Below are 13,642 nucleotides of genomic sequence, written 5' to 3'. Positions count from 1 at the left end.
CGCCGCAGCGGGCGTGTCTACCATGCGTGCATCTTTTTTCGGCAAACGAGGTGGGATGTGAGCCATTGGTACACGCTGCAACTGGGCAACGAACAACAGGCCTTCGAGCCCCTGCGGCAGATTCAACAGGTTTTCATGGCGAGGTTCCTCATGGCGCAGCCCGGCACGGGGCGGGCGCTGTTCTCGCACTTCGATGCGGCCGAGGACCGCGTGGTGCTGTTCTTCTCGCCCGCGGCCGCGGACATTGCCGTGCGCTTTCGCGCATCGCCGTGTGACCGGCCCGCGCAGGACCTGGTGCTGCTGGCGGGAGAGGGTGACGCATGGCATGACGCGGCGCAGGATGAACGCCTGGCGGCCTGATCTTTGGGCATAGCGCTTTGGGCATAGCTTCGGGCATAGCGCACACGGCCCGTGTGAGCGCTGTGCTTTCGCGTCGTGGGGCTTTGGCGGCTGGCTGCCACAGGCTGCGGTGCTGTGCCCAAGCCCTGCCCATCTCAGTCGTCGATGGAGGCGCTCCAGCGGTCGTCCCAGTCATGGCGCAGGTGGTCCATGGAGCGGCGGTCGCGCTTGGTGGGGCGGCCCTCGCGCAGCGCGGCGGCCGGCTCGGGCGCCAGGCGGCGCGCTTCGGCGGCCTGGGCGCGCGCGGCGAGGCTCTCGGGCGTTTCCTCATAGAGCTGCTGCGCCACGGGCGCCGGGCCGCGGAAGTTGCTCAAGGCGCGCACTACGACCGTGCGGGCGACCGCGCCCTGGCGCAGCGCGACGGTATCGCCCGCGCGCAGTTCACGCGCGGCTTTGGCCGCCTGGCCGTTGACGGTTACGCGGCCTTTGCCGATCTCTTCCACGGCGAGGCTGCGGGTCTTGTAAAAGCGCGCGCACCACAGCCATTTGTCCAGGCGCATTGCATCGGGTGGTGTCGTCATCGGCGTGATTTTGCCTGGGGCGGCGTGCGTGAAAAACGGTTCAGGCGTCGGCCAGTGGCAGCCGCACCACGGCGTCCAGGCCCAGCACGCGGCCGTCCGCCTGGCGATTGGCGAGGGTGATGCTGCCGCCCAGCGCGTGCACGATCTCCTGGCAAATCGCCAGGCCCAGGCCCGAACCCGTGCGCACGTCGCCGGCCGAAAACGGTTGGAACAGCCGCGCCGCGAGTTCTTCGTCGATGCCGGGGCCGGCGTCGGCCAGGGTAAGGACGGCCTCACCGTCCTCGCGGTGCAGCGTGACGGCGAGCTCGGTGCCGGGCGGCGCATGGCGTATGGCGTTGTGCAGCAGGTTGCGGCACAGCTCGCGCAGCATCCACTCGTGCGCGTGGATGGGCGCGGCGTCGGTAGTGATGCCGAAGTCCAGGTCGCCCTGTGCGATCAGCGGAGAAAGCTCGAGCGCCATCTCGCGCAGCACTGTGTCCAGCCGCGTCACGGGCACCTCGCCCTGCTGGCGCAGCTGCTCCACTTTGGCCAACGCCAGCATCTGGTTGGCCAATTGCGTGGCGCGGTCCACGGTGTCTCCAATCTCCCGCAGCGCCTGCGTGGGCGGCAGGTCGCCGCGCAGGGCGGACTGCACCTGCGTCTTGAGCACGGCCAGCGGCGTGCGCAACTGGTGCGACGCGTCGCGCACGAAGCGCTGCTGGTGGGCGAGCAGGCGCGACAGGCGCTGCATGACCGCGTTGGTGGCGTCGATCAGCGGCTGCAGCTCGCGCGGCGCGGCGGGGGCGGCAAGGGGGGCCAGGTCGCCTTCGGTACGGGCCTGCAGGTCGCTGCTCAGCTGGCGCACCGGTTGCGTGGCGCGCTGCACCACCAGCACCACGATGCCCGCGATGAGCGCCAGCAGCAGCGCCTGGCGTGCCAGCGTGGTGTGCAGGATCTGCAGGGCCGCCGCTTCGCGCAGCTCCAGTGTTTCCGCCACCTGGATCACGGCCATGCCGCGGCCCTCGCTGCTGGCCACGGGCTGCAGCAGCACGGCCACGCGCACGGGCTGATCGCGAAAACGGTCGTCATAGAAGTCCACGAGCGCCGCATAAGGCGGGCGCTGCGGGATGGTGCCGTGCCAGGCGGGTAGTTCGGCAAAGCCGGAAATCAAGTCGCCGCGCAGGTTGGACACGCGGTAGAACATGCGGCTCTGGTTGTCGGCCTCGAAGGCCTCCAGCGCCGCGTAGGGCACGATGGCGCGCAGCTCGGCCATGTCGTCCCAGCCGCGCACGTCCAGCTGCTCGCTGATGGTCTTGGCCGAAGCCAGCAGCGTGCGGTCATAGGCAGTGTGCAGCGCGGCCAGCGCCTGGCGGTGCAGGCTGTAGGTGTTCACGCCCACGAAGAGCAGCGTGGGCAGCAGGATGCCCACGAGCAATTGGCGGCGCAGCGACTGCGGGCGCGTCATGCCGCCACCCGGCTGCGTTGCGCGTGGTGGGGAGCCTGGCGCACAGGCGCCCCCGCTCCTGTCCGGTGGCGGTGGCGCAAACCATGCCAGCGCGCGCCGCGTAGCGGGCCCGGCCGGGCCTGCGGCATCGCCTGCCTGGAGGGGGAAGGCGCGCAGCGACTCACGGGCTGTTTCATGTCTCTGGCTTGAGCAGATAGCCCAGGCCGCGCAGCGTCATCAGGGCCACGCCGGTGCCTGCGAGTTTTTTGCGCACGCGGTACACCACCACTTCAATGGCCTCGTACTGCACCTCGCTCTGGCCGGGGAAGACCAGTTCATACAGCCGCTCCTTGGCGACTGCGCGCCCCGGCTGGGCCAGCAGGGTGCGCAGCAGCGCCAATTCGCGCGGGGTGAGGTCCATGGGTGCATCGTGCAGATAGATGGCACCGCTTTCTTTTTCATAGCGCAAGGCGCCCATCACCAGGGCGTTGGAGGCCTGTTTGTCATCTGCCGCATCGCCGCTGCGGCGCAGCAGGGCGCGCAGCCGGGCCTCCAGCTCGTCCAAGTCGAAGGGTTTGGGCAGGTAGTCGTCGGCCCCCGCGTTCAGGCCCAGCACGCGGTCGCCCACGGTGCCGCGCGCGGTCAGCAGCAGCACGGGGGTGCGCAGGCCGCCGGCGCGTGCCTGTTGCAGTACCTGCAGGCCGTCCAGGCCGGGCAGGGTGAGGTCCAGCACCACGGCGTCGGGCGGGTGCGCGCGCCATTCGGCCAGCGCGGCGCGCCCGTCCGCAAGGGCGGTGACGGCCATGCCGCGGCGCGCCAGCGAGCGCTGCAGCGTAGCCTGCATGGTGGCGTCGTCTTCGACGAGAAGCAGTTGCATCCGCGGATTAGAACGCGTTTGCGGCGGGTGGCGGTTGGCGCGCAGATCTCGGTGTTAACCCTGGTGCCGTGGACAGCCGTTTGACAGCTTGCGCGCGCATCATCGCGCCGGTCAGCGTTCCCTTTTTCTAACAAGCAAGGAGACAACATGCGTCGCGATACCTTTCTGAAGTCGCTGGCGGCACTGGCCGCCGCGGGCAGCCTGCCGCTGTCGGCCCAGGCCGCCGTGGCCGTCAAGATGATGCTGCCCGCCAACCCCGGCGGCGGTTGGGACACCACGGGCCGCGCCCTGGGCAAGGCCCTGCAGGATGCGGGCGTGGCTTCCAGCGTGACCTATGACAACAAGGGCGGCGCGGCCGGCGCCATCGGCCTGGCGCAGTTCGTGAACGGCTCCAAGGGCGACCCGAACGCGCTGATGGTGATGGGCGCCGTGATGCTGGGCGGCATCATCACCGGCAAGCCGCCGGTCAACCTGAGCCAGGCCACGCCGATCGCGCGGCTGACCAGCGAATACAACGTCTTCGTGCTGCCCGCCAACTCGCCCTTCAAGAGCATGGCCGAGGTGGTGGCGCAGCTCAAGAAGGACCCCGGCAGCGTGAAATGGGGCGGTGGCTCGCGCGGCTCCACCGAGCACATCGCAGCGGCCATGATCGCCCGTGAAGTGGGGGTGGACCCGGCGCGCATCAACTACGTGGCTTTCCGTGGGGGCGGGGAGGCGACGGCGGCCATCCTGGGCGGCAACGTCACCGTGGGCGGCAGCGGCTACAGCGAGTTCTCCGAGTACATCGCCGCGGGCAAGATGAAGCCCATCGGCGTGACCTCGGGCCAGCGCCTGAAGGGCGTGAACGTGCCCACGCTCAAGGAGCAGGGCATCAACGTCGAGATCGGCAACTGGCGCGGTGTGTACGGCGCGCCCGGCATCACGGCCGAGCAGCGCAAGGCGCTGGTGGCAATGGTGGAGAAGGCCGTCAAGAGCAAGGCGTGGGCCGAGGCGCTGGAGAAGAACGGCTGGACGCCCGCGTGGCTGGCCGGCGACGACTTCGCCAACTTCGTGGACAGCGAGTTCGCCAGCCTGCGCGCCACCATGGTGAAGTCGGGCATGGTCTAAGCCCGGCGGCGCCGCAGTGTGCTGCGGTGCTCCTCTTTTGAGAGCTGTCATCGCTTGATGGATAAGCGCTAGGGCCGTTTTCTGTTTGAAACCTGCGCCGCCGCGGTGCGGCGCCTTCCCGGAGGCCGCAGCCATGTCTGAGCTTTCCTCTTCCCCTCCCTCCGTTGCACCCGCCAGCGCCGTGCCATCGCCCGGCTGGCAGGCCGCCGTGGGCGCTGGCGTCATCCTGGTGGCCGCGGCCATGGCCTGGGGCGCGCTGGAGATCCCCGGCAACGCCGGTTATGGCGGCGTGGGGCCCAACTTTCTGCCGTGGGCCTGCGCCCTGGTGTTGGCCGTGTGTGGCGGCTGGCTGATCTGGGAGGCTGCCACGGGCGGCTACCGTCAAGCGGCCGACCCGGGCGGCGCGCCGCGCGCGGCGTGGGGGCCCTTTGCCTGGGTATCGGCGGGGCTTCTGCTGAATGCAGCGCTGATCGTGGAGCTGGGCTTCATCGTGGGCTGCACGCTGTGCTATGCGCTGGCCGTGCAGGGGCTGCGCCGCGCGGGCGGGCAGACGGGCCTGCTGTCGCCGCGCGTGCTGGCCGTGGATGTGGCGACCGGGCTGGCCATCGCCGCGCCGGTGTTCTGGCTGTTCACGCAGTTCCTGGCGATCAACCTGCCGGGCCTGACCGCCACCGGGTGGCTGTAAGCCAGGGCACGGGAGAGTGCACATGCATGCTGACTTTGGCTGCTTCGATGGCGCCGGCGCAGGCCGCGTTCAAACCGGGGATTGAGTGCTATGGAAATCTTTGACGCATTGCTCGCAGGCTTTGCCACGGCGATCACGCCGGCGAACCTGCTGTGGGCCCTGGTGGGCTGCGCGCTGGGAACGGCCGTGGGTGTGCTGCCGGGCATCGGGCCGGCGGTGGCGGTGGCCATGCTGCTGCCCATCACGGCCAAGGTGGACATGACCGCCTCGATGATCTTCTTCGCGGGCATCTATTACGGCGCCATGTATGGCGGCTCCACGGCGTCCATCCTGCTGAATACGCCGGGCGAGACCGCCAGCATGGTCACGGCCATGGAGGGCAACAAGATGGCCAAGAGCGGGCGCGCGGGCGCGGCGCTGGCCACGTCGGCCATCGGCTCGTTCGTCGCCGGCACCATCGCCACGGTGGTGGTGACGCTGTTCGCGCCGGGCGTGGCCGAGTTCGCGGTCAAGCTCGGCCCGCCCGAGTACTTCATGCTGATGGTGCTGGCCTTCACCACGGTGAGCGCGGTGCTGGGCCAGAGCAGTCTGCGCGGCATGACGGCGCTGTTCCTGGGCCTGGCGCTGGGCTGCGTGGGCATGGACCAGATCTCGGGGGCCGCCCGCTACACCGTGGGCAAGATGGAGCTGCTGGACGGCATCGACATCGTGCTGGTGGCCGTGGGCCTGTTCGCCGTGGCCGAGGTGCTGTATGCGGCGCTGTACGAGGGCCGGGTGGAAGAGTCGCAGAACCAGATGGGCCGTGTGCACATGACGTGGCGCGACTGGCGCCGGTCCATTCCCGCATGGCTGCGCGGTACCGTGATCGGCACGCCCTTCGGCTGCATCCCGGCGGGGGGGACGGAGATTCCCACCTTCTTGAGCTACGCGACCGAAAAGCGTCTGGCCAAGGGCGAGGACAAGGCCGAGTTCGGCACCCGTGGCGCGATCGAGGGGGTTGCGGGCCCCGAGGCGGCCAACAACGCCACGGTGACCGCGGCGCTCATCCCGCTGCTGACACTGGGCATCCCGACCAGCAACACCACGGCCGTGCTGCTGGGGGCCTTCCAGAACTATGGGCTGAACCCCGGCCCGCAGCTGTTCACCACATCGGCCACGCTGGTGTGGGCGCTGATCGCGTCGCTGTACATCGGCAACATCATGCTGCTGGTGCTGAACCTGCCCATGGTGGGGCTGTGGGTGAAGCTGCTGAAGATTCCGCGTCCACAGCTCTACGCCGGCATCCTGATCTTTGCCACGGTGGGCGCCTACGGCATGCGCCAGAGCACGTTCGACCTGTTCCTGCTGTACGGCATCGGCTTGCTGGGCGTGCTGATGCGGCGCTTCGACTTCCCTACGGCGCCCGTGGTGGTGGGCATGATCCTCGGACCGCTGGCCGAGGCGCAGCTGCGCAACGCGATTTCCATCGGCGAGGGCAGCTGGATGATCTTCCTGCAGCGCCCCATGGCCGTGACGCTGCTGGTGATCGTGCTGGCCGTGCTCATCGTGCCGCGCGTGCTGCGCCGCTGGGCCGAGCGCAACCTGGCCCATGCGCGCCAGAGCGTGGACGATGTGAGTTGATGGAGCGCTGCGCGTCGGCGCTACGCACGCCGGCGCGCGCGCGGCCCTAGCGCAGCACCCGGGCCGCCACCGGGCCTGGCCGGGGTGCAGGCCCGCTGCCGGGGCCTTCCTGCCGGGCCGCAGCGGCCGCGCCCTGCGGCTGCGTGCGGCGCCGCGCCACCCACAGGTACAGGCCGCTGCCCAGCACGATGATGGTGGCGATGTCGAGCACGGCCCAGAGGATCTGCATGGGCATGCCCGCGTAGTCGCCAAAGTGCAGCGGCTGGGACACCAGCAGGGCCGTCAGGTACCACGGTAGCTCCGGCGCGGCGGTGACCTTGGCGGTGCGCGCGTCGACCAGCACGGGCTCGAGCAGGCGCGAGGTGAGCGGCGCATCACCGCGCAGGAAGAAGGTGTTGTGGTGCGGGCTGGAGAACGCCGTGCCCGGGAACGCAATGAACGACAGCCGCGTGCCCGGCGCCTGGGCCAGCGCTGCGTCCAGTGACTGCTGCAGGGAGCCGCGCTCGGCGACGGGCGTCAGCGGCTGGCCTTGGTAGGGCGCCAGCAGCGCGGTCAGCTCGTCGTGCTGCCAGTACTTGACGATCAGGTCGGCCCAGGTGTTGACCACCCCCGTGGCGCCGACCACGCAGGCCCACACCAGCGTCACGATGCCCAGCAGGTTGTGCAGGTCCAGCCATTTCACGCGCGTGGAGCGGTCGCGGCGCACCTCGCCGAACTGCAGCTTGCGCATGAAGGGCGCGTAGAGCACCACGCCGCTGATGATGGCGACCACCAGCAGCAGGCCCATGAACCCGAGGAACAGCTTGCCCGGCAGGCCCGCGAACAGGTCTACGTGGAGCTTGAGCATGACCCACATGAAGCCCTCGTCGAAGCGCGGCTGGGCCAGCACTTCGGCCGTGCGCGCGTCCACGGCGACGGAGCGGAAGTCGTCCGTGGGAGCCGGCGTGGGCGTGAGCGTCACAAACCACAGGTCGGTGCTGTCATCGGGCTGCGAGGCGTACTGCACCACGCGGTCCGGGTGTTGCGCCTGGGCCACCGCCAGGATGCGGTCCAGGCTGGCGCGGGGCGTGTCCGCCGGCATGGCGGGGGCCTCCACCTCGGTGCCGAGCAGGTGCCCGATCTCGTGGTGAAAGATCAGCGGCAGGCCGGTCAGGCACAGCAGCAGCATGAAGACCGTGCAGACGAGGCTGCTCCACTTGTGCAGCCAGGTCCAGGTCTTGAGGGTGTTGGGTGTCAGCATGGCGTTGGTGCGTCCGTAGGGGGTCAGAAATCCACGCTGGCGCTTAGCGTGAAGGTGCGCGGTGCGCCTACCACCAGGTAGCCTGATCCGGGGTAGCCGCCCGCAGAAGCCCAGTAGTTGCGGTTGGTGGCGTTGTCCACGCGGGCGCGCAGTGTCAGCAGCCGGCCGCCGACCTCGGTCAGATAGCGCACGCCGAGGTCCAGGCGCGTCCAGGCGGGCAGGCGCAGGGTGTTGGCATCGTCGGCGTAGCTGGCGCCGGTGTGGACCACGCGCGTATCCAGGGCGAGGCCGCGCACGCCCGGCACGTCCCATTCCACCCCGGCATTGGCCTGCAGGCGCGGTACGCCGATCACGCGGTTGCCATCCAGCGCGGCGGTGCCCGTGGCGCGTTGCTTGGCTTGCAGCCAGGTGGCGCCACCCAGCAGGCGCAGGCCGCGTGCGGCTTCGCCATAGACGTTGAACTCCATACCCTGGTGGCGGTCTTCGCCGGCGGCGGTGAAGACGTTGTCGGCATTTACCAGCGCGCGCGGGCGCGTGGTGCTGAAGAGCGCCACCGAGCCGCCGATGCGGCCGGCGTCGTACTTGACGCCGATTTCCTTCTGTTTGGAAACGTAGGGCGCGAGCTGCTGCCCGTGGTTGATGACCGGAACGCCGTTGGCCGTGGCCGGGGCCGTTTCGCCTTGGCTCAGGCTCTCGATGTAGTTGGCGTACAGCGACAGGCGGGAGCTGGCCTTGAACACCACCCCGGCCGCGGGGCTGATGCGGCTCTTGTCGTAGCTGCCCAGCGGTGCCGAGGTGCCGTAGGCGTAGTCCTGGACCTTGATGCTCTGGTGGCGCGCGCCCACGGTGAGCAGCAGTGTGTCGTCCGTGAAGGCCAGCGTATCGCCCAGGGCAAAGCTGACCAGGCGCGTGCGCCCCGTGAGGTTGGGGTTTGCCAGGTCGCCGCCATGCAGCGCGCCGGCGCTGAATGCGGGAGCGGCATAGGGGGTGTAGCCATACAGGTTGGCGGGCAGAGTGTTGCCGTAATCCATCACATAGGCGTTGTCCTTCTCGAAGTCGAAATACGAGGCGGACGCCACCCATTCGTGTCCCACGCTGCCGGTGCGCAGCTTGCCGCGCACGCCCAGCTCGCCCGTGTTCACGCGGTCCTTGCGTGTGTTGTCGAAGCGGTAGACGCTGCCCGCGCCGGTGTCGGAGTTGGTTACCCTCAGGTTCGCCAGCGAATTGGCCTCCTTGCTGCGGCGCATGCCCCAGGCACCCCAGGCGGTGATGTCGGGAGTGAGGTCGACTTCGCCGCGCAGCGTACCGAAGAGGTCGCGCTCGTTGGAATACGACCAGGGCTGGGAGAAGTTGGCCTTGGCATCGGGCGCGGCGGGGATGCTGGTGGCCAGGGGGCCTAGTGTCACGTTGCTGCGCGTACCCTTGAGCTTGTTGTCCTGCCAGCCGATGTCCCCCGACAGGCGTACGTTACGGCTGCGCCAGTCCAGCCCCACCGAAAGCAGGCCCAGGCGGCTTTCCTCGTGATCAATGGCGGTATCGCCATCGCGCAGCGCGGCATTCACGCGGATGCCGGTGCTGCCCTCGGGGCCGAAGCGGCGCGCCAGGTCGAGCGCAGCGTGTCCGTAACCTCCCGACCCGGTGCCCAGCGTCACGCGGGACAAGGGCTCGTTCGGCGCGCGCTTGGGCAGCAGGTTGATGGAGCCCCCCGCGCCGCCCCCAAAGGGCGCCGCCCCCGTGAGGAAGGTGGCGGCGCCCCGCAGGACCTCGACACGCTCGAACAGTTCGGTGGCGATGTACTGGCGCGGCAGCAGGCTGTACAGGCCGTTGTAGGCCACGTCGTCGGAGCCGACCACGAAGCCGCGGATGAAATACGCCTCCTGGAAGTTGCCGAAGCCCCGCGCCATGCGCACGCCAGAGTCGTTTTGCAGCACTTCGCCTACGCTGCGGGCCTGCTTATCCTGGATGAGTTCGTTGGTGTACGCGGTGATGCTGAAGGGCGTCTCCTGCGGGTCGCGCGTCCCCAGGATGCCGACGCGCCCGCCGCGCGCCACCTGGCCGCCCGCATAGGCTGGCGACAGGCCCTGGGCCGACGCGTCGGCGCTGGCGTTGACCTCAACGGTGGGGAGTTCGGGCGCGGATGGCGTGCCCTGCGCATGCGCCATGGACTGCAGCGCGACAAAGATGGCCAGGGCTAAAGGGGTGGGGCGGTTCATGGTTGTGGTGGGCGGGAGGAAACAGAGTCAAGGGCGGCGCAGGGCTTGGCGCGCGGGACCAGCGCGCACCAGGTCATCACGGCAACGGGCAGGCCAAGCGCGAACCATGACCAGCGGTCGCCCCAGTGGTCGGACACCAGTGCGCTCAGCAAGCCGCTGGCGGTGAGCAAGCCCAGCACGCACGGCCAGAGCCAGAGGGAGGGCCGCGCTGGCGCGGGAGCCCGCGGGGTGGACGGGGAAAAGCGGGTGTCGTTCATGGTTGGGCCGGACAACATCGGTGGGCGTTAAGGGCGTGAAGAAGCTGTGCGCTGACGTTAAAGAGCATAAGAACGAGAGTGATTGGCGTTTATGGATTGATGCACACCGCTGCCTCGTTCATCGCCCTAAACAGAGTGCGCCGGGTACCGCCGCGCAAGCTCAGCGCGGCCAGCGCCCGGGGGACGGCCGCCCCCGGGACCTCCCCACCAGAGAGCACGCTTGCACAGGCGCGGAGTATAGCTCTATGTTGAGAATGGTTCTTATTAATTTGCAATGGGCGTCGAACGCCGGCGTTACCATCCGACCATGCCCCTGCATACCGACGCCTCGCCCTTGCCGCTGGATGCGCAGGGCATCCTGGAACTGGCTGCGCGCTCCATGTTCCAGCTCTTTTCCACCATGAGCCAGGGCATGTTCCTCGTGGACCTGAGCGGGCGCATCGTGTGGGTCAACGAGGGCTACCGCCGCTTCCTGCCCGACCTGGGCGTGCATTCGGTCCATGACTTCGTGGGCCGCATGGTGGAGGAGGTGATTCCCAACACCCAGATGCGCCAGGTGCTGGAGACGGGCCAGCCCGTCCTGGTGGACCTGCTGACGAACAAGGCCGGCACGTTCGTGGTCAGCCGCATTCCCCTGCATGGGGATGATGGGCGCGTGATCGGCGCCATTGGCATCGTGTTGTTCGACCATCCGGAAACCACGCTGCAGCCGCTGATTGCCAAGTTTGCTCAACTCCAGCGCGAGCTGGACGATGCGCGGCGCGAGCTGGCCGCGCAGCGCAGCCGGCTGCCCGTGGCTGGCCCGGGGGTGCGCCGTGCCAAGCACACGTTCGCCAGCTTCGTGGGTGCCAGCCCCGCAGCCACCGAGGTGAAGCGCCAGGCGCGCCGCGCGGCCCAGTCCCAGAGTCCGGTGTTGCTGTTGGGCGAAACCGGCACGGGCAAGGAGCTGCTGGCCCATGCCATCCACGCGGCTTCCACGCGGGCACAAGGTCCCTTCGTGAGCGTCAATATCGCCGCCGTGCCCGACACATTGCTGGAGGCAGAGTTCTTTGGTGTAGCCCCCGGTGCCTACACCGGTGCCAGCGTGCGGGGCCGGGAGGGCAAATTCAAGCTGGCCGACGGGGGCACGTTGTTCCTCGACGAGATCGGTGACATGCCCTCCAATCTGCAGGCCAAGCTGCTGCGCGCCCTGCAGGAAGGTGAAATCGAGCCCCTGGGCTCCAATCAGCTCGTGCCGTTCGACGTGCGCGTGGTAGCCGCCACTTCGCGCGACTTGGCCGTGCTGGTGCGCGACGGCCTGTTCCGCGAAGACCTCTTCTATCGCCTGCATGTGCTGCCCATCCGCGTGCCACCGCTGCGGGAGCGGCGTGCCGACATTCCTGCCTTGGTGGAGGCCCTGGCCGACGACCTGGCTCTGCGCAATGGCATCGCCCCGCCCGAGCTGCTGCCCGATGCACTGGCCCTGCTGGGCGCGCAGGCATGGCGCGGAAACATCCGCGAACTGCGCAACGTACTGGAGCAGGCTGCCATGCGCAGCGAAACGCTGACCGTCGATGCAGAGCAATTGCGTCAGGTGCTGCGCGAAAGCGGCGTCGAACCCGCAGCGCCCACACCCGATGCGGGCGGGGTTTCTACCGGCGACGATGGCGCGGCGCTGCTGCGCCCATTGGCCGTGCAGGTGGCAGAGTTGGAGCGCCGCGCCATAGCTGCAGCGCTGTCATTGCATGGTGGCAACAAGCTCGCCACGGCGCGGCACCTGGGCATCTCCCGTGCCACGCTCTACGAACGGATGGGGCAGCCCTTGGCTAACCCTGATAAATAAATAGACAAATGCCTGAAATTAAGGCATTCAATTTGTCTGTAAATTAGTCAAGAAAACCGCAGCGGCTGGAAATTCACGAAAAATGTCGCCGAAGTGACGTCTGGTGATCTGTCCGGCGACCATGTCGGGCCACTTGCGCCCTGGCATGGTGCGTGCAATGTGTTTGTCATACTCAAAAGAGGAGACACGCATGCACCATCGCAGCCTCGCGGCGCGGGCCGGCGGCCTGGCCGCAGCCCTGGCGGCCGCTCTGACCGCGCCGTTGGCACTGGCTCAGTCCGAGATTCGCATCGCCCATGTCTATAGCAAGACCGGGCCGCTCGAAGCCTATGGCAAGCAGACGCAGGCAGGGTTGATGATGGGGCTGGATTACGCCACTGGTGGGACCATGGCGGTGGCGGGCAAGAAGCTCGTGGTGATCGAGAAGGATGACCAGGGCAAGCCAGACCTGGGCAAGAGCCAGCTGGCAACGGCGTATTCCGACGATAAGGCGGACCTGGCGGTGGGCCCCAGCGCCTCGGGTGTGGCGTTGGCCATGCTGCCGGTGGCGGAGGAATACAAGAAGATCCTGCTGGTCGAGCCCGCGGTGGCGGACTCGATCACCGGTGACAAGTGGAACAAGTACATCTTCCGCACGGGCCGCAATTCCAGCCAGGACGCGATCGGCAACGCCGTCGCCATCGACAAGCCCGGCACCCTCATCGCCACCCTGGCGCAGGACAACGCCTTTGGCCGCGACGGTGTCAAGGCCTTCAAGGATGCCATCAAGACAGCCAAGCTGGTGCATGAGGAATACCTGCCCGCGGCCACCACCGACTTCACCGCGGGCGCGCAGCGCCTGATAGACCGGCTCAAGGACCAGCCGGGCAAGAAGGTGATCTGGGTGCTGTGGGCCGGGGCTGGCAACCCGTTCAAGATCAACGACATGGATCTCAAGCGCTACGGCATCGAGATTGCCACGGGCGGCAACATCCTGCCCGCGATGGCGGCGTTCAAGGGCATGCCGGGCATGGAAGGCGCCACGTACTACTACTTCGGCATCCCGAAGAACCCGGTGAACGAGGCCCTGGTGGCCATGCACTACAAGCAGTTCAAGACGCCGCCAGACTTCTTCACGGCCGGTGGTTTCTCGGCCGCCATGGCGATCGTGACGGCGCTGAAGAAAACCGGCGGCGACACGAAGACCAATACGCTCATCAAGGCGATGGAGGGCATGAGCTTCGATACGCCGAAGGGCACCATGACCTTCCGCAAGGAAGACCACCAAGCCATGCAGAGCATGTACCACTTCCGCATCAAGAACGACCCGGCGTTTGCGTGGGGCGTACCCGAGCTGGTGCGCGAGATCAAGCCGCAAGAGATGCAGGTACCGATCCGCAACAAGCGCTGATTGCCCACCGTGCAAGGCGCGCCGGCGAAGGCTCGCCCGGCCGTCCACACGTCGCTTGTATTCCTCGATGAACCCCGGGCCACACGGG

General features: G+C 68.3%; 11 protein-coding genes. 6 read left to right on the top strand and 5 right to left on the bottom strand.

The annotated features are described in order from the left end of the window. Nucleotides 1–57: 57 nt before the first annotated feature. The gene (locus AC1PPL_RS10875; protein WP_011804910.1) at nt 58–360 is read left to right on the top strand and encodes a hypothetical protein; all 303 of its coding nucleotides are present in this window, start codon (nt 58–60) and stop codon (nt 358–360) included. Between the two features lie 134 nt (nt 361–494). On the opposite strand, the gene AC1PPL_RS10870 is transcribed toward AC1PPL_RS10875, so the two are convergent. The 3 genes from AC1PPL_RS10870 to AC1PPL_RS10860 all read right to left on the bottom strand — a co-directional run bounded on the left by AC1PPL_RS10870 (nt 495) and on the right by AC1PPL_RS10860 (nt 3,220). Continuing rightward, nucleotides 495–920, bottom strand: a complete 426-nt coding sequence (locus AC1PPL_RS10870) for an RNA-binding S4 domain-containing protein (RefSeq protein ID WP_047351412.1) — start codon at nt 918–920, stop codon at nt 495–497. Nucleotides 921–960: 40 nt separating this feature from the next. Further along, entirely contained in the window at nt 961–2,364 is a 1,404-nt protein-coding gene (locus AC1PPL_RS10865) for a sensor histidine kinase (protein WP_196995413.1), read from the bottom strand. Nucleotides 2,365–2,536: 172 nt separating this feature from the next. Continuing rightward, entirely contained in the window at nt 2,537–3,220 is a 684-nt protein-coding gene (locus AC1PPL_RS10860; RefSeq protein ID WP_123675668.1) for a response regulator, read from the bottom strand. Nucleotides 3,221–3,367: 147 nt separating this feature from the next. Here AC1PPL_RS10860 and AC1PPL_RS10855 point away from each other — a divergent pair, with 147 nt between their 5' ends. The 3 genes from AC1PPL_RS10855 to AC1PPL_RS10845 all read left to right on the top strand — a co-directional run bounded on the left by AC1PPL_RS10855 (nt 3,368) and on the right by AC1PPL_RS10845 (nt 6,632). Then, on the top strand, nt 3,368–4,327 hold the full coding sequence (locus AC1PPL_RS10855) for a Bug family tripartite tricarboxylate transporter substrate binding protein (protein WP_011804914.1): 960 nt from the start codon (nt 3,368–3,370) through the stop codon (nt 4,325–4,327). Nucleotides 4,328–4,460: 133 nt separating this feature from the next. Further along, nucleotides 4,461–5,012, top strand: coding sequence for a tripartite tricarboxylate transporter TctB family protein (locus AC1PPL_RS10850; protein ID WP_220637586.1), 552 nt, complete (start codon nt 4,461–4,463; stop codon nt 5,010–5,012). 90 nt (nt 5,013–5,102) lie between these two features. After that, on the top strand, nt 5,103–6,632 hold the full coding sequence (locus AC1PPL_RS10845; protein ID WP_287983791.1) for a tripartite tricarboxylate transporter permease: 1,530 nt from the start codon (nt 5,103–5,105) through the stop codon (nt 6,630–6,632). Between the two features lie 46 nt (nt 6,633–6,678). On the opposite strand, the gene AC1PPL_RS10840 is transcribed toward AC1PPL_RS10845, so the two are convergent. Continuing rightward, nucleotides 6,679–7,872 carry a PepSY-associated TM helix domain-containing protein gene (locus AC1PPL_RS10840; RefSeq protein ID WP_287743715.1) on the bottom strand — a complete coding sequence of 398 codons (1,194 nt, stop codon included), beginning with the start codon at nt 7,870–7,872 and terminating at the stop codon, nt 6,679–6,681. A 23-nt stretch (nt 7,873–7,895) separates the two neighbouring features. Continuing rightward, a complete protein-coding gene (locus AC1PPL_RS10835) occupies nt 7,896–10,085 on the bottom strand; it encodes a TonB-dependent receptor (protein ID WP_479973265.1) in 2,190 nt (729 codons plus the stop codon). Nucleotides 10,086–10,649: 564 nt separating this feature from the next. Between AC1PPL_RS10835 and AC1PPL_RS10830 the strand changes: the two genes are divergently transcribed. Both AC1PPL_RS10830 and AC1PPL_RS10825 read left to right on the top strand, forming a co-directional pair. Continuing rightward, nucleotides 10,650–12,164 carry a sigma-54 interaction domain-containing protein gene (locus AC1PPL_RS10830; RefSeq protein WP_313147776.1) on the top strand — a complete coding sequence of 505 codons (1,515 nt, stop codon included), beginning with the start codon at nt 10,650–10,652 and terminating at the stop codon, nt 12,162–12,164. Nucleotides 12,165–12,354: 190 nt separating this feature from the next. Continuing rightward, complete coding sequence (locus AC1PPL_RS10825; RefSeq protein WP_252102471.1) at nt 12,355–13,554, top strand: substrate-binding domain-containing protein; 1,200 nt, start codon at nt 12,355–12,357, stop codon at nt 13,552–13,554. Nucleotides 13,555–13,642 lie beyond the last annotated feature (88 nt).

The sequence above is a fragment of the Diaphorobacter sp. B2A2W2 genome (genome assembly GCF_056730635.1).
The sequence above is the reverse complement of the archived record's forward strand: the minus strand, read 5'-3'. Positions and strand labels throughout refer to the sequence as shown.

Excerpts from the sequence above, each read along its gene's own strand:
- AC1PPL_RS10840 (WP_287743715.1), bottom strand. The coding sequence starts at position 7,872 with ATGCTGACACCCAACACCCTCAAGACCTGGACCTGGCTGCACAAGTGG.
- AC1PPL_RS10870 (WP_047351412.1), bottom strand. The coding sequence starts at position 920 with ATGACGACACCACCCGATGCAATGCGCCTGGACAAATGGCTGTGGTGC.
- AC1PPL_RS10835 (WP_479973265.1), bottom strand. The coding sequence starts at position 10,085 with ATGAACCGCCCCACCCCTTTAGCCCTGGCCATCTTTGTCGCGCTGCAG.
- AC1PPL_RS10830 (WP_313147776.1), top strand. The coding sequence starts at position 10,650 with ATGCCCCTGCATACCGACGCCTCGCCCTTGCCGCTGGATGCGCAGGGC.
- AC1PPL_RS10850 (WP_220637586.1), top strand. The coding sequence starts at position 4,461 with ATGTCTGAGCTTTCCTCTTCCCCTCCCTCCGTTGCACCCGCCAGCGCC.
- AC1PPL_RS10845 (WP_287983791.1), top strand. The coding sequence starts at position 5,103 with ATGGAAATCTTTGACGCATTGCTCGCAGGCTTTGCCACGGCGATCACG.
- AC1PPL_RS10855 (WP_011804914.1), top strand. The coding sequence starts at position 3,368 with ATGCGTCGCGATACCTTTCTGAAGTCGCTGGCGGCACTGGCCGCCGCG.
- AC1PPL_RS10860 (WP_123675668.1), bottom strand. The coding sequence starts at position 3,220 with ATGCAACTGCTTCTCGTCGAAGACGACGCCACCATGCAGGCTACGCTG.
- AC1PPL_RS10865 (WP_196995413.1), bottom strand. The coding sequence starts at position 2,364 with ATGACGCGCCCGCAGTCGCTGCGCCGCCAATTGCTCGTGGGCATCCTG.
- AC1PPL_RS10825 (WP_252102471.1), top strand. The coding sequence starts at position 12,355 with ATGCACCATCGCAGCCTCGCGGCGCGGGCCGGCGGCCTGGCCGCAGCC.